19 protein-coding genes are annotated in these 21,578 nt (G+C 66.3%); 10 read left to right on the top strand and 9 right to left on the bottom strand.

What is annotated here, in order from left to right; translation table 11 throughout:
* The first annotated feature begins 14 nt into the window (after positions 1–14).
* Both AADV74_RS04655 and glpK read left to right on the top strand, forming a co-directional pair.
* On the top strand, positions 15–776 hold the full coding sequence (locus AADV74_RS04655; RefSeq protein ID WP_342112295.1) for an MIP/aquaporin family protein: 762 nt from the start codon (positions 15–17) through the stop codon (positions 774–776).
* Positions 777–871: 95 nt separating this feature from the next.
* On the top strand, positions 872–2,392 hold the full coding sequence (glpK, locus tag AADV74_RS04650) for a glycerol kinase GlpK (RefSeq protein WP_342112293.1): 1,521 nt from the start codon (positions 872–874) through the stop codon (positions 2,390–2,392).
* Between the two features lie 31 nt (positions 2,393–2,423).
* On the opposite strand, the gene trpD is transcribed toward glpK, so the two are convergent.
* Positions 2,424–3,479: an anthranilate phosphoribosyltransferase gene (gene trpD / locus AADV74_RS04645; protein WP_342112291.1), complete on the bottom strand. Its 1,056-nt coding sequence runs from the start codon at positions 3,477–3,479 to the stop codon at positions 2,424–2,426.
* A gap of 135 nt (positions 3,480–3,614) precedes the next feature.
* Between trpD and ctaE the strand changes: the two genes are divergently transcribed.
* The 5 genes from ctaE (at position 3,615) to AADV74_RS04620 (ending at position 8,785) form a co-directional block, all read left to right on the top strand.
* Positions 3,615–4,253 (top strand): aa3-type cytochrome oxidase subunit III, encoded by a 639-nt coding sequence (ctaE, locus tag AADV74_RS04640; protein ID WP_342112289.1) that lies wholly within the window; start codon positions 3,615–3,617, stop codon positions 4,251–4,253.
* Between the two features lie 24 nt (positions 4,254–4,277).
* On the top strand, positions 4,278–5,090 hold the full coding sequence (gene qcrC / locus AADV74_RS04635) for a cytochrome bc1 complex diheme cytochrome c subunit (RefSeq protein WP_342112286.1): 813 nt from the start codon (positions 4,278–4,280) through the stop codon (positions 5,088–5,090).
* 42 nt (positions 5,091–5,132) lie between these two features.
* On the top strand, positions 5,133–6,209 hold the full coding sequence (qcrA, locus tag AADV74_RS04630; RefSeq protein WP_342112284.1) for a cytochrome bc1 complex Rieske iron-sulfur subunit: 1,077 nt from the start codon (positions 5,133–5,135) through the stop codon (positions 6,207–6,209).
* Complete coding sequence (gene qcrB, locus AADV74_RS04625) at positions 6,206–7,870, top strand: cytochrome bc1 complex cytochrome b subunit (protein ID WP_342112282.1); 1,665 nt, start codon at positions 6,206–6,208, stop codon at positions 7,868–7,870. Before qcrA ends, qcrB begins: the two co-directional genes overlap by 4 nt.
* Positions 7,871–7,972: 102 nt before the next feature.
* Positions 7,973–8,785 carry a putative RNA methyltransferase gene (locus tag AADV74_RS04620; RefSeq protein WP_342112280.1) on the top strand — a complete coding sequence of 271 codons (813 nt, stop codon included), beginning with the start codon at positions 7,973–7,975 and terminating at the stop codon, positions 8,783–8,785.
* Between the two features lie 109 nt (positions 8,786–8,894).
* Here AADV74_RS04620 and AADV74_RS04615 read toward each other — a convergent pair whose 3' ends face one another.
* From AADV74_RS04615 to AADV74_RS04595, 5 genes are all read right to left on the bottom strand, one after another.
* A complete protein-coding gene (locus AADV74_RS04615) occupies positions 8,895–9,320 on the bottom strand; it encodes a cytochrome c oxidase subunit 4 (protein WP_342112277.1) in 426 nt (141 codons plus the stop codon).
* Entirely contained in the window at positions 9,321–11,045 is a 1,725-nt protein-coding gene (gene ctaD, locus AADV74_RS04610) for an aa3-type cytochrome oxidase subunit I (RefSeq protein ID WP_342112275.1), read from the bottom strand.
* Between the two features lie 2 nt (positions 11,046–11,047).
* A complete protein-coding gene (gene ctaC, locus AADV74_RS04605; RefSeq protein WP_342112273.1) occupies positions 11,048–11,941 on the bottom strand; it encodes an aa3-type cytochrome oxidase subunit II in 894 nt (297 codons plus the stop codon).
* A 202-nt stretch (positions 11,942–12,143) separates the two neighbouring features.
* Positions 12,144–12,500, bottom strand: coding sequence for an iron-sulfur cluster insertion protein ErpA (gene erpA, locus AADV74_RS04600; protein ID WP_342112270.1), 357 nt, complete (start codon positions 12,498–12,500; stop codon positions 12,144–12,146).
* A 95-nt stretch (positions 12,501–12,595) separates the two neighbouring features.
* A complete protein-coding gene (locus tag AADV74_RS04595) occupies positions 12,596–14,026 on the bottom strand; it encodes a dipeptidase (RefSeq protein ID WP_342112267.1) in 1,431 nt (476 codons plus the stop codon).
* A gap of 156 nt (positions 14,027–14,182) precedes the next feature.
* Between AADV74_RS04595 and AADV74_RS04590 the strand changes: the two genes are divergently transcribed.
* Complete coding sequence (locus AADV74_RS04590; protein WP_342112266.1) at positions 14,183–14,785, top strand: DUF3043 domain-containing protein; 603 nt, start codon at positions 14,183–14,185, stop codon at positions 14,783–14,785.
* A 75-nt stretch (positions 14,786–14,860) separates the two neighbouring features.
* On the opposite strand, the gene AADV74_RS04585 is transcribed toward AADV74_RS04590, so the two are convergent.
* The gene (locus AADV74_RS04585; RefSeq protein WP_342112264.1) at positions 14,861–16,012 is read right to left on the bottom strand and encodes an alkaline phosphatase family protein; all 1,152 of its coding nucleotides are present in this window, start codon (positions 16,010–16,012) and stop codon (positions 14,861–14,863) included.
* Between the two features lie 83 nt (positions 16,013–16,095).
* On the opposite strand from AADV74_RS04585, the gene AADV74_RS04580 reads away from it, so the two are divergent.
* Positions 16,096–18,570, top strand: a complete 2,475-nt coding sequence (locus AADV74_RS04580) for a DNA gyrase/topoisomerase IV subunit A (RefSeq protein ID WP_342112262.1) — start codon at positions 16,096–16,098, stop codon at positions 18,568–18,570.
* A 2-nt stretch (positions 18,571–18,572) separates the two neighbouring features.
* Here AADV74_RS04580 and AADV74_RS04575 read toward each other — a convergent pair whose 3' ends face one another.
* A complete protein-coding gene (locus tag AADV74_RS04575; protein WP_342112260.1) occupies positions 18,573–19,007 on the bottom strand; it encodes an SRPBCC family protein in 435 nt (144 codons plus the stop codon).
* A gap of 33 nt (positions 19,008–19,040) precedes the next feature.
* The gene (locus AADV74_RS04570; RefSeq protein ID WP_342112258.1) at positions 19,041–21,122 is read right to left on the bottom strand and encodes a DNA gyrase/topoisomerase IV subunit B; all 2,082 of its coding nucleotides are present in this window, start codon (positions 21,120–21,122) and stop codon (positions 19,041–19,043) included.
* 177 nt (positions 21,123–21,299) lie between these two features.
* Here AADV74_RS04570 and AADV74_RS04565 point away from each other — a divergent pair, with 177 nt between their 5' ends.
* Positions 21,300–21,527, top strand: coding sequence for a DUF7455 domain-containing protein (locus tag AADV74_RS04565; protein ID WP_342112256.1), 228 nt, complete (start codon positions 21,300–21,302; stop codon positions 21,525–21,527).
* Positions 21,528–21,578 lie beyond the last annotated feature (51 nt).

Below are 21,578 nucleotides of genomic sequence, written 5' to 3'. Positions count from 1 at the left end.
AAGGAAGGTCACAAGTGGACAATCTCGGTGTCGTATTTCTCTCGGAGGTCGTCGGAACGGCGATGCTGGTTCTCCTCGGTTGCGGCGTCGTCGCAAACGTCGCCCTCATCAAGAACAAGGGCTTCAACGGCGGCTTCCTCATGGTCACCATCGGATGGGGCTTCGCGGTCTTCTCCGGCGTGATCGTCGCCTACAACTCCGGCGCGCACCTCAATCCCGCCGTCACCCTTGGCCTCGTCGCCAATGGTGCCACCGAGTTCGGATCAGGCGTGCCTGTCAACCCTGTCTCCGTCCTCACCTATATCGCCGCGGAGTTCATCGGCGCCATCATCGGTGCCGTGATCGTCTGGCTGGCCTACAAGCAGCACTTCGACGAGGAGCCCGACCCCGGCAACAAGCTGGGCGTGTTCTCGACGGGTCCTGCGATCCGCAGCTATGCCTGGAACCTCGTCACCGAGATCATCGGCACCTTCGTGCTCGTCTTCGTCGTCATCGCCTTCGGCGGCGGCCGGCAGGGCGAGGGCGGCCTCGCCGCCCTCGGTGCGCTCCCCGTGGCGATCCTCGTGATCGCGATCGGCGCATCGCTCGGTGGCCCGACAGGCTACGCCATCAACCCGGCACGTGACCTGGGCCCGCGCATCGCCCACTTCCTGCTGCCGATCAAGGGCAAGGGCGGCAGCGACTGGTCGTACTCGTGGGTTCCGGTCGTGGGACCGGTCATCGGTGGTCTGCTCGCCGGATGGTCGGCGTTGTTCCTGCTCCCCATCCTCACCTGACGTGTCGTGTGCGGTGGTCGGCCCCCGTGGGCCGTCCACCGTGCGCCTGCGGTTCGCACGTCAATCCAGCACTATCAGAATGAAAGAGGTACACCATGGCTGACTACGTCATCGCCATCGATCAGGGAACCACGAGCTCCCGCGCCATCGTCTTCGACAAGTCGGGATCCATCGTCTCGACCGGACAGCTCGAGCACGAACAGATCTTCCCCAAGGCGGGCTGGGTCGAGCACGACCCCAAGGAGATCTGGAACAACGTTCGCGAGGTCATCGGCCAGGCCCTCAGCAAGGCGAATCTGACCCGTCACGACATCGCCTCCATCGGCATCACGAACCAGCGCGAGACTGCTGTCGTCTGGGACAAGAACACCGGCGAGCCCGTCTACAACGCCATCGTCTGGCAGGACACGCGCACGCAGGCGATCGTCGACAGGCTCGCCAAGGACGGCGGCGTCGAGCGCTTCAAGCAGAAGGTCGGCCTCCCTCTCGCGACCTACTTCTCCGGCACCAAGATCGTCTGGATCCTCGAGAACGTCGACGGAGCCCGCGAGAAGGCCGAGGCCGGGGACCTGCTGTTCGGAACGACGGACTGCTGGGTGCTCTGGAACCTCACGGGTGGTACCGACGGAGGAGTTCACGCGACCGACGTCACGAACGCCAGCCGGACCCTCTTCATGGACCTGGAGACACTCGCATGGGACGAGGACATCCTCGCCGCCTTCGACGTCCCGAAGTCGATGCTGCCGAAGATCCTGCCCTCGTCCGGTGTGTTCGGTGAGGCCGACTCGCACAGCCTGCTGCGCGAGACGCCCATCGCCGGAATCCTCGGCGACCAGCAGGCGGCCACATTCGGTCAGGCCGCCTTCGACACCGGCGAATCGAAGAACACGTACGGAACAGGCAACTTCCTGATCTTCAACACCGGTGAGGAGATCGTGCACTCCAAGAACGGCCTGCTCACGACTCTCGGGTACCAGATCGGCGACAACAAGCCGCACTACGCGCTCGAGGGATCGATCGCCGTGACCGGCTCGCTCGTGCAGTGGCTGCGCGACAACCTCGGCATCATCTCGAGTGCCCCCGAGATCGAGGACCTCGCGAAGACCGTGGACGACAACGGCGGCGCCTACTTCGTTCCGGCGTTCTCCGGCCTGTTCGCCCCGTACTGGCGTTCGGATGCCCGTGGAGCCCTCGTGGGCCTCACCCGCTACGTCAACAAGGGCCACATCGCCCGCGCCGCTCTCGAGGCCACGGCCTTCCAGACGCGCGAGGTGCTCGAGGCTGTCAACGCCGATGCCGGGGTCGACCTGGTGGAGCTCAAGGTCGACGGCGGCATGATCGCGAACAACACCCTGATGCAGTTCCAGGCCGACATCCTGGGAGTGCCCGTGGTGCGTCCCGTGGTCGCCGAGACGACGGCTCTGGGCGCCGCGTACGCCGCCGGCCTCGCCGTCGGATTCTGGAGCGACCTCGACGACCTGCGCAAGAACTGGCAGGAGGACAGCCGCTGGGAGCCGAAGATGGACGCTGCCGAGCGCGACCGTCAGATCCGACTCTGGAAGAAGGCCGTCACGAAGACCTTCGACTGGGTGGACGAGGACGTCGAGCAGGGCTAGCCCTCACGCGAGAGGAGATCGAGGCGTTCCGTCAACCGCGACGGGACGCCTCGATCCATTCGTCGAGCTTCGCGGCCGCGGCTCCGCTGTCGATCGTCTCGGCAGCGATCGCCATCTTCGCGGCGAATCGCTCCAGGATGCTGGTCTGCACGAGGGCCGCGTTGTTGGCGAGGTCGTAGGCGACCAGGCCTGCAGCGGCGTTGAGCAGGACGATGTCCCGCACGGGGCCGGACTCCCCCGCCAGCAGTGAACGCACGACGGCGGCGTTGTGCGCGGCATCCCCGCCCACCAGGTCCGCCATCTTCGCGCTGGGCAGCCCCAGGTCACGCGGGTCGATGTCGTGCTCGGTCACGAGGCCGCGGGACACCTCCCACACGTGGCTGTGCCCTGTCGTGGTCAGTTCATCGAGGCCGTCGTCGCCCCGGAACACCAGGGCCGTCGCACCACGTGTCTGGTACACGCCGACGAACAGGGGCACCCGCTCGAGGCTGGCGACGCCGACGGCGTTCGCCTCAGCACGCGCGGGATTGCACAGCGGGCCGAGGTAGTTGAAGACCGTCGGGATGCCGAGGCCGGCGCGTACGGGTCCGGCGTGGCGGAAGCCCGGGTGGAAGGCCGACGCGAAGGCGAAGGTGATGCCGGTCTCGGCGAGGATGGCGGCCACACGATCCGCCGGGAGGGTGAGGTCGAGCCCGAGCGCGGCCAGGACGTCTGACGAACCCGAGGCGCTGCTCGCCGCCCTGTTGCCGTGCTTGACCACGGGAACGCCGGATGCCGCAGCGATGATCGCCGACATCGTCGAGACGTTCACCGTACCGAATCGGTCTCCCCCGGTTCCGACGATGTCGAGTGCCATCGAGGGCACGGGCAACGACACGGCGTTGTCGAGGATCGCGTCCCGGAATCCGACGATCTCGTCGACGGTCTCGCCCTTGGCCGCGAGTGCGACGAGGAAGCCGGCGATCTGGGCATCCGTCGCCTCACCGGTCATGATCTCCTGCATGCACCAGGAGGCATCGGAGACGCTGAGGTCCTCTCCGCGCAGCAGGGAGGCGAGAACGTTCGGCCACGTCTGGGATTCGAGCATGGAATCCACCCTATGGCTCCCAGCCTTTCACCACGGATTCTCAGGACTTCCCCGGCATTCTTAGGCTGTCCTAACCTTGAAATCCGGGCGACTGACCCCGCCGAATGGGCAAAACCCCCTCCGGATTCGGCCATAATGGAAAGCGTGACGAGCACAGTTCTAACTCCGCGGGCAACCACGCCAGCCATCAATCGGCCGAACTCCGTAGCGGTCGGCACGATCGTCTGGCTCGGAAGCGAAGTCATGTTCTTCGCCGGCCTGTTCGCGATCTACTTCACTCTGCGGTCGACCAGCCCCGATCTGTGGGCTGCCCAGACCGAGAAGTTGAACGTCCCGTTCGCGACGATCAACACGATCATCCTGGTCATCTCCAGTTTCTGGTGCCAGTTCGGCGTGTTCGCTGCCGAGCGGATGCAGCCCAGGCGTACGGGTTGGAAGCCCACGCAGTGGGGCATGGTCGAGTGGTTCTTCCTCACCTACGCCTTCGGCGCCGTCTTCGTCGCCGGCCAGGTCTGGGAGTACGCCACCCTCGTCAGCGAGCAGGTCACGCTGTCCTCCGACGCGTACGGCTCGGCCTTCTACCTGACGACGGGCTTCCACGCCCTGCACGTCACCGGTGGACTCATCGCCTTCCTTCTCGTCATCGGCCGCGTCTTCGCGGTCAAGAACTTCGGACACAAGGAGGCCACCAGCGCCATCGTCGTGTCCTACTACTGGCACTTCGTCGACGTCGTCTGGATCGGGCTCTTCCTGGTCATCTACGTTCTCAAATAGGAATCAGGAGCGAACACCGTCCCCATGCGAGAGAACAAGAAATCCGCAGGCGCCAGCCGCCGCAAGACAGGTCGGCGGCATCCCCTCGCCACTGTCGCCCTGATCGCGATCGGCCTCGGCGTCACCGGTGGCGCCTACGCCGCGGTGAACACCAGCACGGCGTCCGCTGAGACGCAGATCGCCGCTCAGTCGACGATCGAGGAGGGCGAGAAGCTCTTCCAGGCCAACTGCGCCACCTGCCACGGCATGGGTGCAGCCGGAACCAACAGCGGTCCGAGCCTCATCGGCGTCGGAGCCGCGGCCGTCGACTTCCAGGTCGGCACCGGCCGCATGCCGATGCAGATGAACGGACCGCAGGCCGAAGAGAAGCCCGTGCAGTTCACCGACGAGCAGGTCAAGGCGCTGGCCAACTACGTGGCTTCGCTCGGCCCCGGCCCGTCGATCCCCGAGGACCACCTCACCAACGGCGGCGGCGACGCATCCAACGGTGCCGAGCTGTTCCGCATCAACTGCGCGATGTGCCACAACGTGGCCGGCGCCGGTGGAGCTCTCACCGAGGGCAAGTTCGCACCCGCCCTCGACACTGTCACGGGTGTTCACATCTACGAGGCCATGGTCACGGGCCCCCAGAACATGCCTGTCTTCAACGACCTGAACATCTCGCCTGAAGACAAGCGCGACATCATCACCTACCTCCAGTACGTGCAGGACAACCGCTCACCCGGCGGTTTCGAACTCGGTTCACTCGGCCCCGTCGCCGAGGGACTCTTCATCTGGATCTTCGGTCTCGGCGCCATCGTCGCCCTGACCGTGTGGATCACGGCGAAGTCGAACTGACCGCAGCAAGCACGGCAATGACCCAGCGCGAAAAGGAGAACCATGGCACAGGACGATAACGACGGTAAGGATCTCACCGTCGCCGATTCGTCGGTCGCCGACCATCACGACGAGGCTCACCCCGGCACAGCCGTGGTCTCGCGTGACGCCTTCACCGACCCCGGACTGGTCCCGCACCGCAAGCGCGTGACCGATCTGGATCCGAAGAAGGAGAAGCACGCCGAGCGCACGGTCTACACGCTCTTCTACCTCTCCATCGTCGGCAGCGTCTGGGCCATCGCGGCCTACATGCTGTTCCCGATCGAGTCGAACAACGTCGGAGACGTGCGTCTCAACACGCTGTTCATCGGTATCGGCCTCACGCTCGCGCTCCTCGCCATCGGCTTCGGTGCCGTTCACTGGGGCAAGGCGCTCATGGTCGACGACGAGGGTGTCGACATCCGTCACCTCACCCGTGGAAGCGACGAGACCCGGGCCGCAGCCGTCGAGATCTTCGACGTGGCGAACAAGGAATCCGGATTCGGGCGTCGCACGCTCATCCGCAACTCGCTCATCGGTGCTCTCATCGTGTTCCCGCTGCCTGCCGTCGTCCTGTTCCGCGGACTCGCTCCGCAGGACGAGAACCCCGTGGAGCTGCTCTCCCACACCATGTGGAAGAAGGGCACGCGCCTCGCACTCGACCCGAGCGGTGTCGCCATCAAGGCGACCGACGTCACGCTGGGCAGCGCGTTCCACGTGATCCCCGAAGACCTGAACGACCTCGAGCACGGCAAGCTCGAGGAGAAGGCCAAGGCGGCCGTTCTCCTCATGCGCCTCCGTCCCGAGGACCTCAACGAGCTCCCCGAGCGGGCTGACTGGTCGTACGACGGCATCGTCGCGTACTCCAAGATCTGCACGCACGTCGGATGCCCCGTTGCCCTGTACGAGCAGCAGACGCACCACCTCCTCTGCCCGTGCCACCAGTCGCAGTTCGATGTGTCGAACCACTGCGAGGTCATCTTCGGGCCGGCCAAGCGGCCGCTCCCCCAGCTGCCCATCGCCGTGGATTCCGAGGGTTACCTCATCGCGCAGAGCGACTTCCTTGAACCAGTCGGACCGAGCTTCTGGGAGCGTTCGTGAGTACCGCCACTACACCTGAGGCACCCCCGACGACGTCTACCGCCGTCGAGAAGAAGGGCGGCTTCACCGCCGCCGCTGCCAACTACATCGACGAGCGCACGAGCGTCTCGACGATGGTCAAGGAACTCGGCCGGAAGATCTTCCCCGATCACTGGTCGTTCCTCCTCGGCGAGGTCGCACTGTACAGCTTCGTCGTCATCCTCCTCTCCGGATCGTTCCTCACCTTCTTCTTCCAGGCTGCGATGACCCCGGTCATCTACGACGGCTCGTACGTGCCCCTCAAGGGCATCGAGATGTCGGCGGCCATGTCGTCGACGCTCGACATCTCGTTCGACATCCGCGGTGGCCTGCTGATGCGACAGGTGCACCACTGGGCTGCGCTGCTGTTCGTGGCATCGATCGGCCTGCACATGATGCGCATCTTCTTCACGGGTGCCTTCCGCAAGCCGCGCGAGCTGAACTGGGTCATCGGCTTCGTGCTGTTCATCCTGGCCATGGCCGAGGGTTTCACGGGCTACTCGCTCCCCGACGACCTGCTCTCGGGCAACGGCCTGCGCATCATCGACGGCATGGTCAAGGGCATCCCGATCGTCGGCACCTGGATCTCGTTCCTGCTGTTCGGCGGCGAGTTCCCCGGCGAGCTGATCGTGGGGCGCCTGTATACGCTGCACATCCTGTTGCTGCCCGCCATCATCGTCGCGCTCATCGCGTTGCACCTGCTGTTCCTGGTCGTGCACAAGCACACCCAGTACCCCGGCCCCGGTCGCACCAACATGAACGCCGTCGGCCAGCCCGTGCTCCCGGTCTACGCCGCGAAGGCCGGTGGTTTCTTCTTCATCGTCTTCGGCATCATCATGCTGATCGCCTCGTTCTTCACGATCAACCCGATCTGGAACTACGGTCCGTACGACCCCTCCCCCGTGTCGGCTGGAACCCAGCCCGACTGGTACATCGGCTTCGCCGACGGCGCCCTGCGCCTGATCCCGCCGGGACTAGAGTTCGTGTGGCTCGACCGCACCTGGTCGTTCAACATCCTGATCCCTCTGGGTGCGCTCGGTCTGTTCATCGTGCTCGCCATGATCTACCCCTTCATCGAGGCGTGGGTCACCGGCGACAAGCGGGAGCACCACGTGCTCGATCGTCCGCGCAACGTGCCGACACGCACGGCCATCGGCGCTGCGGGTGTCACGTTCTACGCCGGCCTCTGGGCGGCCGCGAGCTCGGACATCATCGCGACCCACTTCAAGCTCACGATGGAGGGTGTCATCCACTCCCTGCAGTTCGTGGTCATCGTCGGTCCCTTCATCGCCTACTTCGTCACGAAGCGCGTGTGCCTGGCGCTGCAGAAGAAGGACCGCGAGCTCGTGCTGCACGGCTTCGAGACCGGTCGAATCGTGAAGCTCCCGGGTGGCGAGTTCATCGAGGTGCACGAGCCGCTCACCGAGTACGAGCGCTGGCGCCTGGTCAGCTACACCGACTACGAGCCGCTGATGATCCGCCCCAACTCGCAGGGGCGCATCACGGTGGGTCAGCGCCTGCGCGCAGGCTTCTCCCGCTGGTTCTTCGAGGATCGCATCTCGCCGGTCACCCAGACCGAGCTGGAAGCGGCCCACGGCCACCACGACACCCACCACGAGCTCGACGAGAAGAGCGCTCACTAGAGCGTTCGACTCGAACCGCTGGGAGGCGCCGATGACATCACCGTCATCGGCGCTTCGCCGTTTTCGGAGCATCCGTGGTGGAAGGACGATGGGCGAGCACTCATGACCATGGCGAGTCTCGCGGAGTGGCTGCGCTGCCCGCACTGCGGTTCTCCGCTGACGGATGCCGCTCCCCTGACCCTGCGGTGCGAGAATGCCCACGCCTTCGACGCGAACAAGCGCGGCTACGTGAATCTCGTCGCGTCGAACGACCGCATGACCGGTGATGACGCGGCCATGCTCGACGCCCGCGACGCCTTTCTCGGAGCCGGGCACTACGAGCCCATCCGCGACGCTCTGGCCGCGGCAGTGCCGACGGCGGCAGAGCGGATCGTCGACGCCGGCTGCGGGACAGGGTACTACCTCGCCGGAGTGCTCGGCTCGGCCGGGAACAGCGACACGAGGGCCGTCGGGTTCGACCTCTCCCCCGAGGCCGTGCGCCGCACGGTGCGCGCCACAGGCAGCGATGGAGTCGTCGCCGACACGTGGCGTCCGCTGCCCCTGCGCGATGGATGCGCAGACGCCGTCATCACGGTCTTCGCTCCGCGCAACCTCCCCGAGTTCCACCGCATGCTGCGAACCGATGGCCGGCTCATCGTCGTGGTGCCCTCAGGCACGCACCTGCGCGAGCTGCGCGCTGATGGGCGGGCCCTCGACGTTCCCGCCGACAAGGCCGAACGGCTGCAGGAGGAGGCATCCTCCCTCTTCGACGTGATCGGCGTCGAGAGGGTCGCGTATGCGATGGAGCTGGATGGCGCTGCCGTCGAGCATCTCCTGGGAATGGGGCCGGCCGCACGCCACCGGCAGGCGGCCTCCGACGGGCGCTCGGAGAGCGTGACGGCATCCGTCGACATCGTGCGTCTCAGACGGCGTTGACATCTCTCCGAGCGGATGCCGCGCCCACCTGCTGGCGGCCGCGCAGTCATCCCTGTGAACGACGAAGCGCCCGGCACGAGAAGGTGCCGGGCGCTTCATTCGGAGTGGATCAGCGGGCGAAGAGTCCGCGGTAGTACTCGTAGACCCAGCCGACGAGGCTGATGAGCACCAGGCCCACGGCGCAGTACGTCAGCCAGAAGCCGACGGCGAGACCGAGGAAGCTGATCGCCACCGAGGCGCCGAGCAGCAGAGGCCACCAGCTCCACGGGCTGAAGAAGCCGAGTTCGGCGTCTCCGTCATCGATGTTGGCATCCAGGCGATCCTCGGGCAGCTCGCCGCCCTGGGCGCTGTGGACGCGCCCGACGTAGAAGGCGATGAACGCGGCGAGAACGGCACAGAGGAGCATGCCGATCGTGCCGACGGCCTCGATCCGCTGGTCGTCGCCGGAGTCGAGCCACGTCCAGAAGCCGTAGACGGCTGCCGAGAGGAGGAAGAAGACCGAGAGGACCCAGAGCAGGACGGCGTTGACTCTCATCTACTTGACCTCGTCCTTCGTGGCGTCGTACGTGGGGGCATCCGGAGCATCCTTCGCAGGGCCGATGCCGATCGGCAGGCCGGCCTCAGGGTGATTGAGGTCGAATGCCGGTCGCTCGGAACGAATGCGAGGGATCGACGTGAAGTTGTGACGCGGCGGCGGGCACGACGTCGCCCACTCGAGAGATCCCCCGTAGCCCCACGGATCGTTCACCGTCACGCGGGGAGCGCGTCGTGCCGTGATGTAGACGTTCAGGAAGAACGGGACCATCGACAGTGCGAGGATGGCGGATCCCACCGAGGAGAGCTGGTTCATCCAGGTGAACCCGTCGTCGGGCAGGTAGGTCGCGTAACGACGCGGCATGCCGACGACTCCGAGCCAGTGCTGGACGAGGAACGTCGTGTGGAAGCCGATGAAGAGGATCCAGAAGTGGATCTTGCCGAGACGCTCGTTGAGCATCTTGCCGGTCCATTTCGGCCACCAGAAGTAGAACCCGGCGAACATGGCGAACACGACGGTTCCGAACACGACGTAGTGGAAGTGCGCCACCACGAAGTACGTGTCCGACACGTGGAAGTCGAGCGGAGGGCTGGAGAGGATGACTCCCGTGAGTCCACCGAAGACGAAGGTGATGAGGAAGCCGAGAGTCCAGAGCATGGGCGTCTCGAACGTCACGGATCCGCGCCACATGGTGCCGATCCAGTTGAAGATCTTCACGCCTGTCGGCACTGCGATGAGCATCGTCATGAGCGCGAACCAGGGCAGCAGCACCGAGCCCGTCACGTACATGTGGTGGGCCCAGACCGTGACCGAGAGGGCCGCGATCGCGATGGTCGCGTAGATCAGCGTCTTGTAACCGAAGATCGGCTTGCGGCTGAACACGGGCAGGATCTCGGACACGATGCCGAAGAACGGCAGAGCGATGATGTAGACCTCGGGGTGACCGAAGAACCAGAAGAGGTGCTGCCACAGCATGACTCCGCCGTTCGCGGGGTCGTAGATGTGGGCGCCGAAGACGCGGTCGGCACCGGCGGCGAGGATCGCGGCGGCCAGCACCGGGAACGCCATGAGCACCAGCAGCGACGTCACGAGGGTGTTCCACGTGAAGATCGGCATGCGGAACATGGTCATTCCGGGAGCGCGCATGGTGATGATCGTCGTGATGAAGTTCACACCACCGAGGATGGTTCCGAAACCGCTCATGCCGAGACCGAACATCCAGAGGTTGCCGCCGAGACCTGGGCTGAACGTCGTGGTGGAGAGCGGTTGATACGCCGTCCATCCGAACGAGGCCGCACCTTGCGGGGTGAGGAAGCCACCGACCGCGATGAGGCTGCCGAACAGGAAGAGCCAGAACGCGAAGGCGTTCAGACGCGGGAAGGCGACGTCAGGAGCACCGATCTGCAGCGGCATGATCACGTTGGCGAAACCGGCGAAGAGCGGCGTGGCGAACATGAGGAGCATGATCGTGCCGTGCATCGTGAAGAGCTGGTTGTACTGCTCCTTCGTCTGCAGGATCTCCAGGCCCGGCTCGAAGAGCTGGGCGCGGATGATGAGTGCCATGACTCCTGCGATGCAGAAGAACACGAACGAGGCGATCAGGTACATGTACCCGATGATCTTGTGGTCGGTGGAGGTGATCCACCGCACGAAGATGTTGCCCTTCTTCTCGACCTTCGGAGTTCCGAAGGTCCGAGCGGGAGCCGGTGCTGTTGCGGTGCTCATGGCTACTCGCCCTCCTCTGTCACGGGCGCCTTCGTGCCCGGCAGGTTCGTGTTGCGGTCGTACTCTGCACCGAGCTGGCCTTCGAAGCCGGCATCGCGCAGATCCTGGATGTGGGCTTCGTACTCCGCCTCGGAGACGACCTTCACGTTGAAGAGCATCGCGGAGTGATACTCACCGCAGAGCTCGGCGCACTTGCCCTTGTACGTTCCCTCACGCTCGGGGGTGACGTACATGTAGTTGGTCTTGCCGGGGAACATGTCCTTCTTGTAGAGGAAGTCGATGACCCAGAAGGAGTGGATGACGTCGCGGGCGTTGAGCGAGATCTCGATCTTCTTGTCCACGGGCAGGTACAGGGTCGGGAGCTCGGACTCGACGAGTTCACCGCTGCCGTCGTTGGAGCTGTCGTCGTACTGGCCCTGGATGCCGGGAGAGTAGACGTCTTCATCCACGTAGTTGAAGTCCCACGCCCACTGCTTGGCGACGACGTTGATCTTCACATCGGGTTCGGCGTACGGCGTCTCGATGGCGGTCTGGTCGCGCGCAGTGAAGGCGAAGAAGCCCAGCACGAGGATGAGCGGCACGATCGTGTAGAAGATCTCGATCGGCATGTTGTAGCGCAGCTGCACCGGGAGTCCCGTCTGGCCCTTGCGGCGACGGTAGACGATGACGGCCCAGATGGTCAGGCCCCAGGTGATGACACCGACGACCAGCAGGACGATCCAGGATGTGACCCAGAGGCCGGACACCATGGAGGTGTTGTTCGTGACGGGGCTCTCGCCCTCCTCGAAACCGGGGAGGAAACCGTTCAGCTGAGCCTGGGTGCACCCGGCAAGAACTACGGCTAGCGTCGCTGCGATCGGAATTGCAGCCCATCGGAGACGGCGATTGTTGCGCACCGGTGACCTTTCGGGGGACTCGTGGACACTTCACAGAGAAGTGTGATTGATCGTGTCCAGCCTACTCCGCGCTCCCGGCTCCAGTGTGCACCGGGCGGGGTCTGTCTGCACTGTTTCGTTCGTTTTCCCGCGACTTTCCGCCTTAAAAGCACTCGGGAGATCGTCCGCATGGACGATCTCCCGAGGCTGAGAGCTGCAGTTCCTAGTGGAACGAGTCTCCGCAGGCGCAGCTGCCCTGCGCGTTGGGGTTGTCGATGGTGAAGCCCTGCTTCTGGATGGTGTCCTCGAAGTCGATCGAGGCGCCGTCGAGGTAGGGAACGCTCATCTTGTCGACGATGACCTCGACGCCGTCGAAGTCGACCGTCGCGTCTCCGTCGAGCATCCGCTCATCGAAGTAGAGCTGGTAGATGAGACCGGAGCATCCGCCGGGCTGAACGGCGACGCGCAGGCGCAGGTCGTCACGACCCTCCTGGTTCAGGAGGCTCTTCACCTTGGTGGCCGCGGCGTCGCTGAGGCCGACCCCGTGGGCCGTCGTGCTCGTCGTGATCGTGTCCGTCATGATGCTCCTTCGCGCGCGCGGCGCCTCAAGTTGTGAAGATCAGTCTCATAGTACCGCCGGATGCCGGGGAAACCCTGATGTGCTCCCCCGCGGCATCAGCGTCGGCGGTCGGTGCGGGCGTTGAGTCGATCGAGCAGGAGCGCCTCGCTCAGCACCGAGCGCTTGTAGACGCCGAGGTGCAGCGATTCGTTCGGGCTGTGGGCCCGGGAGTCCGGGTCCTCGACGCCTGTCACGAGGATCTGCGCATCGGGGAAGACGTGCACCAGGTCGGCGATGAACGGGATCGAGCCGCCGATGCCCATATCGACGGCCTCGCGTCCCCAGGCATCGGCCATGGCCGCCTTGGCCTCGGTGACGGCCCAGCCGCTGGTGTCGACGAGGAAGGGGTCGCCGAGCTCCACCCTGTCGATGACGAACTCGGCGCCGAACGGAGTGTTCCGCTCGACGTGCTCGGTCAGCACCGCGAGGGCGTCTGCCGCAGTCTGCCCGGGCGCGATGCGAGCGCTCACCCGGACGGCGACCGATGGCAGCAGAGTGTTGGAGGCGTTGCCGACACTCGGAGCGTCGATCCCTGTCACGGTGATCGCCGGCTGGGTCCAGATGCGACTGAGGAAGCTGCCGTGTCCGATGGGAGAGACGGCGTCGAGCAGGCCGCTCTCCGCGCGCAGCTGCGACTCGGGGTACTCCGGGGTGTCCGCGTCCTGTCCCGTGAGACCGGAGACCGCCACGGAGCCGTCCTCGCCGTGGAAGGTCGCGAGCAGTCGCACCATCGCGAGCATCGCATCCGGCACCGCTCCCCCGAACATGCCCGAGTGCACGGCGTGCGACAGGGTGCGGACGGTCAGGCGGAATGCGACGTTGCCGCGCAGGCCGACCGTGAGCGCCGGCGTCTCGAGGTCCCAGTTGCCGGAGTCGGCGACGACGATGACGTCGGCCGCCAGAGCGTCGCGATTCTGCTCGAGGAAGTGCGCGAAGGAGAGCGAACCGGCCTCCTCCTCCCCCTCGATGAAGATGGCGAGTCCGAGGTCGAAGTCGGTCCCGTAGGCCTCGACGAGTGCGCGGATCGATGCGACGTGCGCCATGACGCCGGCCTTGTCATCTGCGGCGCCACGGCCGTAGAGACGGTCGCCGCGCACGGTCGGCTCGTACGGCGCGCTCTCCCACTCCTCGGACTCTCCGGGAGGCTGCACGTCGTGGTGGGCGTACAGCAGGATCGTCGGGGCGCCGTTCCGTGCCGGGCGTGCCGCGAGAACCGCGGGGTTGCCGAGGGTATCGCCATCGGCAACGGGAGCCTGGGTTATGCGCACCTCATCGAAGACGCCGAGACCGCGGAACAAATCGGCGACGGCTTCGGCGCTGGTGTGCACGTGAGCCTGGTCGAACGCGGGCCACGACACCGAGGGGATGCGCACGAGGTCGCAGAGGTCGGCGATGGTGTTGGGAAAGCCGGTCTCGATGGCCTCGCGCACGGCATCCTGACCGGTCGTCGTCGAATTGGGGTCAGCGGGGTGTCGATCATCCGTCATGTCGTCGATTTTAGTCGTCGACGGATGTCAGCGCCGTGCGGTCCGTTCCGGACGGAGACCGACCGCGCGGCGGTCACTCACGTCGTGACGGACTTCACGACCGGCTCTCCAGCTTCAGCGGGTACTCTGGAGTCCTACCGATTCCAAGGATTTGATGTGGCCAAGCAAACCGCGCCTCAGGGCGCCGAACCCGTGACCGAGACCATCGACGAGACTGCCGCCCGTCTGACCTCCTCCGCGACGAGGCAGGGCAAGGGCGCCCCGACTCCGACGCGCAAGGAGCAGGAGGCGGCGCGCAAGCGTCCGCTCGTCTCCGACAACCGCAAGGAGGCGTCGCGCCAGGCCAAGGTCAAGGCGGCCGAGGCCCGCGAGAAGCAGCGCGCCGGGATGGCGGCCGGCGACGACCGCTACCTCCCCATGCGCGACCGCGGACCCCAGAAGCGTTATGCCCGCGACTACGTCGACGCTCGCTTCAACATCGGCGAGTTCATGCTCCCGGTGATGGCCCTTGTCATCGTGCTCACCTTCATCCCGAGCTACGAGATCCAGATGTACGGCATCTTCGCCCTCTGGGGCTTCTTCCTCATCGCCGTCGTCGACTCCATCATCCTCGGCTTCAGCCTCACCAAGCGGCTCGCCGCCAAGTTCGGCGCCGACAAGGTGGAGAAGGTGCGTTGGTACTCCGCCATGCGTGCGCTGCAGATGCGTTTCATGCGTCTGCCCAAGGCTCAGGTCGCGCGCGGGGCCTACCCCAGCTGACAACCACGATCAGAAGGCCGCATTCGGGATCCTCGGATGCGGCCTTCGTCGTTTCGGCCGCGACTCCGTCGGGCCTCAACGAGCGTCGACCGCATAGGCGCCGAATCTCAGGCACGGCACCCTGGACTCCTCGTCGGTGAGGGATCCGTGCTGGCCGATCATCGCCCGGGGCGAGAGGTTCGTCTCGCGCGAGTCGTAGTAGGCGATCAGCTTGCGCGCGGCCACGATGACGTCGCCGATACGAGGCAGCACCTCGGGCGCGACCTCGCCGAAGAGGCCGGAGGCCACGGCCTCGGCCCGGGTGTAGACCCAGGCGCGATCGCCCTCCGACTCCCGCCAGGCCGCAGCGAGGGTGTCGGCGGCATCCGGGGCGGCATCCGGTTCCAGGTACAGGTACAGGCACCGCGGGTCGCCGCCGATGTGGCGGACGCCGTCGATCAGCTGGGGAGCCGTGTCGAACAGCACGTGCTTGGCAGCCGGGACGTCGACGACGCCGTGATCGGCCGTGACGATGAGACCGGCGGATGCCGGGAGTGATTCGGCGAACCTGGAGACCTCGGCGTCGAGGGCCTCGAGCTCGCCGACCCACTTGTCGGATAGCCACCCACGGGCGTGAGCCGCCATGTCGAGTTCCGGCACGTAGACGTAGACGAGTGCACGGTCGTTCTCGCGCACGACGCGGAGCGCTGCATCCAAGCGTGCGGCGACGGAGCCCGCTGACACGTACTCGGCTCCACGCAGCAGCGCATTGCTGAGACCCGAGTCGGCGTACCGCGACGGGCCGACCGCGAACGCCGGGATGCCGTCATCCGTCGCCTGCTCGAACTGGGTCGGAAGCGGCTGCCAGGCATCGGGACGCATCTCGTCGTCCCAGCCGCTCAGCTGGTTGACGACGCGGTCGTTGGCGGCGTCGAGGACCCTGTACCCGACCAGGCCGTGGGAGCCGGACGGCGCACCAGTGCAGAGGGAGCCGAGGCCGACGGCTGTCGTGGCCGGGAACACGCCGGGCAGCGAGGCCTTCTTGGTGAGGCGGGAGGCGAGGTAGCGGGCGTGTCCGGCGGAGGCTCGCAGGTTGGAGGTTCCGAGCCCGTCGACGAGGAGCACGATGGCGTGGTCGACGGCGGGGAGCCCGAGCAGATTGGATGCCCCGGTGATGCTGGCGCGGCAACTTGCCAGAACGTCGGCAAGCCGCGGGGCGCCGGTTTCGGCGGAAGGTACCATGGGCATCGCGCTCAGTCTCGCACAGGACGGCCCTGCCGATCAGCGACGACGAGGCCCCAGAACGAGCCCCACCAGACGAGAAACAACGGATGACCCCGCGCCAGAACTCCACACCCGAGACCCAGTCGGTCGAACGCATCGAAGACGTCGACGTCGCCACCGAGATGCAGGGCTCGTTCCTCGAATACGCGTACTCCGTCATCTACTCGCGTGCGCTCCCCGACGCCCGCGACGGGCTCAAGCCCGTTCAGCGCCGCATCCTGTACCAGATGAGCGAGATGGGCCTGCGCCCCGACCGCGGCCATGTGAAGTCGGCGCGCGTCGTCGGCGAGGTCATGGGCAAGCTGCATCCGCACGGCGACACCGCCATCTACGACGCTCTCGTCCGCATGGCGCAGGCGTTCACCCTGCGCGTGCCGCTCATCGACGGGCACGGCAACTTCGGCTCGCTCGACGACGGCCCGGCCGCCGCCCGATACACCGAGGCGCGGCTGGCCGCCACGGCTCTGGCGATGACGGAGGGCCTCGACGAGGATGTCGTCGACTTCGTTCCCAACTACGACAACCAGCTGACCCAGCCCGACGTGCTGCCGGCCGCCTACCCCAACCTGCTCGTGAACGGTGCGAGCGGAATCGCCGTCGGCATGGCCACGAACATGGCTCCGCACAACCTCATCGAGGTCGTCGGGGCGGCCCGCCATCTCCTGGCGCATCCGGATGCGACCCTCGACGACCTGATGGAGTTCGTGCCCGGCCCCGACCTGCCCTCCGGCGGCACCATCGCCGGCCTCTCCGGTGTTCGAGACGCCTACGCCACCGGCCGCGGCAGCTTCAAGACCAGGGCGAAGGTGCGCGTCGAGTCGATCACCGCTCGCAAGACCGGCCTGATCATCACCGAACTGCCCTACCTCGTCGGCCCCGAGAAGGTCATCGAGAAGATCAAGGACGGCGTCAACGCCAAGAAGATCAGCGGCATCTCGGATGTCACCGACCTGACAGACCGGACGAACGGCCTGCGCCTCGTCATCGGGATCAAGACCGGCTTCAGCCCGGATGCCGTCCTCGAGCAGCTGTACCGCCTGACGCCGCTCGAGGACTCGTTCAACATCAACGCCGTCGCCCTCGTCGACGGCGGACCACGCACCCTCGGACTGCGCGAGCTCCTCGTCGTGTACGTCGAGCACCGAGTGCTGGTGGTCACTCGCCGCTCGCGCTTCAGGCTCGACCGCCGCCGAGAGCGACTTCACCTGGTCGAGGGCCTCCTCGTGGCCATCCTCGACATCGACGAGGTCATCCAGGTCATCCGCACCAGCGACGAGACCGAACAGGCACGCACTCGTCTCATGGACGTGTTCGACCTCACCCATGTGCAGGCCGAGTACATCCTCGAGCTGCGCCTGCGCCGCCTCACCAAGTTCTCCCGCATCGAGCTCGAGGCCGAGCGCGACAAGCTGAAGGCCGAGATCGCCGAGCTCGAGACCCTGCTCGCGAGCGATGCCCGCATCCGCTCGCTCGTCTCCGACGAGCTCGCCGAGATCGCCGACAGGTTCGGCACACCGCGCCGCACCCTGCTGACCGAGGCGAAGCCCAGCATCGCCGGCGCCGCCGCCAAGCGTGCCGCGGCGATCCTCGAGGTGGCGGACGCTCCGTGCCGCGTGTACCTGAGCGCAACCGGGCGGATCGCCCGCGTCGACCTGGTCGCGCGCGATGACGACGCCCCGGCGGCGCCCGTTCGCCAGCGACGCCGCAGCAAGCACGACGCGCTGCTCTCGACGCTCGACACGACGAGCCGCACCGAGATCGGCGCCGTCACCAATCGTGGCCGCCTGGTGCGCTTCTCCCCCGTCGACCTGCCTGTCCTGCCCGAGACCTCGGTGCAGCTCGGCGCCGGCGTGAAGGTCGGCGACTACCTGGCGCTCAGCGATCGCGGCGAGAAGGTGCTCGCCATCGTCTCGCTCACCAGCGAGCAGTCCATCGCCCTCGGCACGCGTCAGGGCATAGTCAAGCGCGTCGCCACCGGCGCATACCCCAGTCGCCCCGACTTCGAGATCATCGCCCTCAAGAAGGGCGATGAGGTCGTCGGTGCCGTGCAGGGAGCCGAGACAGACGAGCTCGTGTTCGTCGCGACGGATGCGCAGCTGCTGCGCTTCCCTGCTGCATCGGTGCGTCCTCAGGGCTGCCCAGCCGGCGGAATGGCCGGGATCAACCTGGGCGCCGACGCCACGGTCGTCCACTTCACCTCCATTCCGGCCGACCAGCGCGACGACGTCGTGGTGGCCACCGTCGCGACAGGCAGCGAGACGCTGCTCGGAACCGACCCAGGAACCGCCAAGGTGAGCCCCTTCGACGAGTTCCCGGCCAAGGGCCGCGCCACCGGCGGCGTGCGTGCACAGCGCTTCCTGAAGGGCGAGGGCGCTCTCGCGCTCGCCTGGGTCGGTCGTGATCCGCTCGCCGTCGGTTCGGACGGGTCGGCGCGCACGCTGCCGGAGGCCGGTGCCAAGCGGGATGCATCCGGCACGCCCCTCGACGCCGTCATCGGGGCCATCGGCACCACGATCGCCTGAGCTCAGCCGAGCAAGCGCTCCACGACGGTGCGCACGCCGTCGAGCATGTCGCGCCAGTTCTCGGCTGAGTGCTCGGCAGCCTCTGCTGTCGGGTTGTTGTCCTGGTCGAGCTCGATGCGTGTGCCGCCCCTGACCTCTTCGAGCTGGTAGCGCAGCGTGTGGTAGTTCTCCGGAACATCCGGCTGACCGGTCATCGGGCTGAAGTGGGTGACGACGAGCCGCCGTGGTTCCTCGACCTCGAGCACGCGCCCGTGGTCCTCGAAGGTCTTCCCCTCCCACTCGCCGATCCACCGGATGTCGCCGCCGAGTGCCCAGTCGGTCACGATCCGGGCTCCGGCGAGGATCTCCGGATGCGGCTCGGAACTCGTGATCACGTCCCAGACGGCCTGGGGTGGGGCGGCGATGAACGCGTCGACGTGCGCTGTGTACTCGGCCATGCGGTCGACGGTACGCCGCACCGCCCTTCCTCGCTAGGCGTCGATGCTCTCGCGCGAGAGCCTGTCGGAGCTGTCGACGATGAACTCCTTGCGCGGCGCGACGTCGTTGCCCATGAGCAGCTCGAACACCCGGCCGGCGTTCTCAGCGTCCGAGACGTTCACGCGGCGGAGAGTCCGGTGCTTCCGGTCCATGGTGGTCGTGGCCAGCTGGTCTGCGTCCATCTCACCCAGGCCCTTGTACCGCTGGATCGGGTCCTGGTACTTCTTGCCCTGCTTGCTCAGCGCCGCCAGGATCTTCTGGAGCTCGGCCTCGGAGTACGTGTACAGGGTGTCGTTCGGCTTCGACCCCGGGTTCATCACGACGACGCGATGCAGCGGAGGAACGGCCGCGAACACCCGGCCGTTCTCGATCATCGGCCGCATGTAGCGGAAGAACAGGGTGAGCAGCAGGGTGCGGATGTGCGCGCCGTCGACGTCGGCATCGCTCATGATGATCACCTTGCCGTAGCGGGCGGTCTCCAGGTCGAAGCTGCGGCCGGACCCGGCGCCGATCACCTGGATGATCGAGGCGCACTCGGCGTTGCCGAGCATGTCGGCGACACTCGCCTTCTGCACGTTGAGGATCTTGCCCCGGATGGGCAGGAGAGCCTGGTGCTCGCTGTCGCGCGCCAGCTTGGCCGTGCCGAGGGCGGAGTCGCCCTCGACGATGAAGAGCTCGCTCTGGGCGACGTCGTTCGACCGGCAGTCGACCAGCTTCGCCGGCAGCGACGAGCTCTCGAGCGCGTTCTTGCGGCGCTGGGTCTCCTTGTGGGCACGTGCCGAGATGCGGGACTTCATCTCGGCGACGACCTTGTCGAGCAGCAGGGCGGACTGCGCCTTGTCGTCGCGCTTGCTCGAGGCGTAGCGCTCGGCCATGGCCTTGGCCACGACGTTGGCGACGATGGAGCGCACGGCCGGAGTGCCGAGCACCTCCTTGGTCTGACCCTCGAACTGCGGCTCGGGCAGACGGACGGTGAGCACGGCGGTGAGGCCTGCGAAGATGTCGTCCTTCTCCAGCTTGTCCGTACCCGCCTTGAGTCGGCGCGCGTTCAGCTCGACCTGCTGGCGTAGGAACTTGAGCATGCCGGCATCGAATCCGGCCTGGTGCGAGCCGCCCTTGGGAGTCGAGATGATGTTCACGAAGCTGCGCATGACCGTGTCGTAGCCGGTGCCCCAGCGCAGGGCGATGTCGACGGTGCACTCGCGCTGCAGCTCGGTGGGGATCATCGCGCCGGCGTCGCTCAGCACGGGAACCGTCTCGGTGAAGCTGCCTGTGCCCGTCAGGCGCCAGGTGTCGGTGAGCGGGGCGTCGGGGGCGAGATGCTCGACGAACTCGGAGATGCCACCGTCGAACCTGAACTCGTCGGTGTGCGGCTCGAAGCCACGTTCGTCGGTGACGCGGATGCCGAGCCCGGGAACGAGGAAGGCCGTCTGCCTGGCTCGCCCGAGAAGCTCCTCGGTCTGGAAGTCGGCGCCCTTGGTGAAGATCTGTCGATCGGCCCAGTAACGGATGCGGGTGCCGGTGACGCCCTTCTTCACCTTGCCGACAACGCGCAGTTCACTTCTGTTCTCGAACGGGGTGAATGGGGCATCCGGACTCTTGGTGTCTCCGGTATCGGCGAACATGCCGGGCTCTCCGCGGTGGAACGACATGGCGTACGTCTTGCCATCGCGGTCGACCTCGACGTCGAGGCGCTCGGACAGGGCGTTGACGACCGAGGCGCCGACACCGTGCAGTCCGCCGGATGCGGCGTAGGACCCCGAGCCGAACTTGCCGCCGGCGTGCAGCTTGGTGAAGACCACCTCGACGCCGGAGAGACCGGTCTTCGGCTCGATGTCGACGGGGATGCCCCGGGCGCGGTCGCGCACCTCGACGCTGGAGTCCGGGTGCAGCGTCACGTCGATCTCGGAGCCGTGGCCGCCCAGCGCCTCGTCGACCGAGTTGTCGATGATCTCCCAGAGGCAGTGCATGAGGCCGCGCGAGTCCGTCGATCCGATGTACATGCCTGGGCGCTTGCGCACCGCTTCGAGGCCCTCGAGGACGGAAAGATGCCGGGCGGAATAGTCACTGCTCACGTCAGTCAACCCTAGGCGAGCAGGGGCACATCCCCCGGACCTGACACCCTGCCGTGAGAAATGTCACAATCCGTACGCGCAGAGCGAAATGCAGGTGCATGAAAGCGGATTCGACTGATGTGCGTGTTTACATTGACTCACGGATCTTCAGGTCGATACGAAAAGGAGGGTCAGTCCATGTCACAGATCGTTACCCCGAACGGTGCCGTCGATGAACTCGAGACGGCCCACCAGCTGACCGCCCTCGACCGCTGCGATGCATGCGGCGCTCAGGCCTACATCCGCGTGGTCGTGGCCAGCGGCGAGCTGCTGTTCTGCGCCCACCACGGTCGCAAGCACCAGGAGAAGCTCGCCTCCATCGCGCACAGCTGGCACGACGAGTCGTCGCGTCTCCTCGAGAACTGACCAGCACCGCTTCGTACTTCACGAAGAAGAGCCGCCCGATGCATCGCATCT

This window comes from Leifsonia stereocauli (assembly GCF_038432415.1).
Classification (GTDB): domain Bacteria; phylum Actinomycetota; class Actinomycetes; order Actinomycetales; family Microbacteriaceae; genus Orlajensenia; species Orlajensenia stereocauli.
The sequence above is the reverse complement of the archived record's forward strand: the minus strand, read 5'-3'. Positions and strand labels throughout refer to the sequence as shown.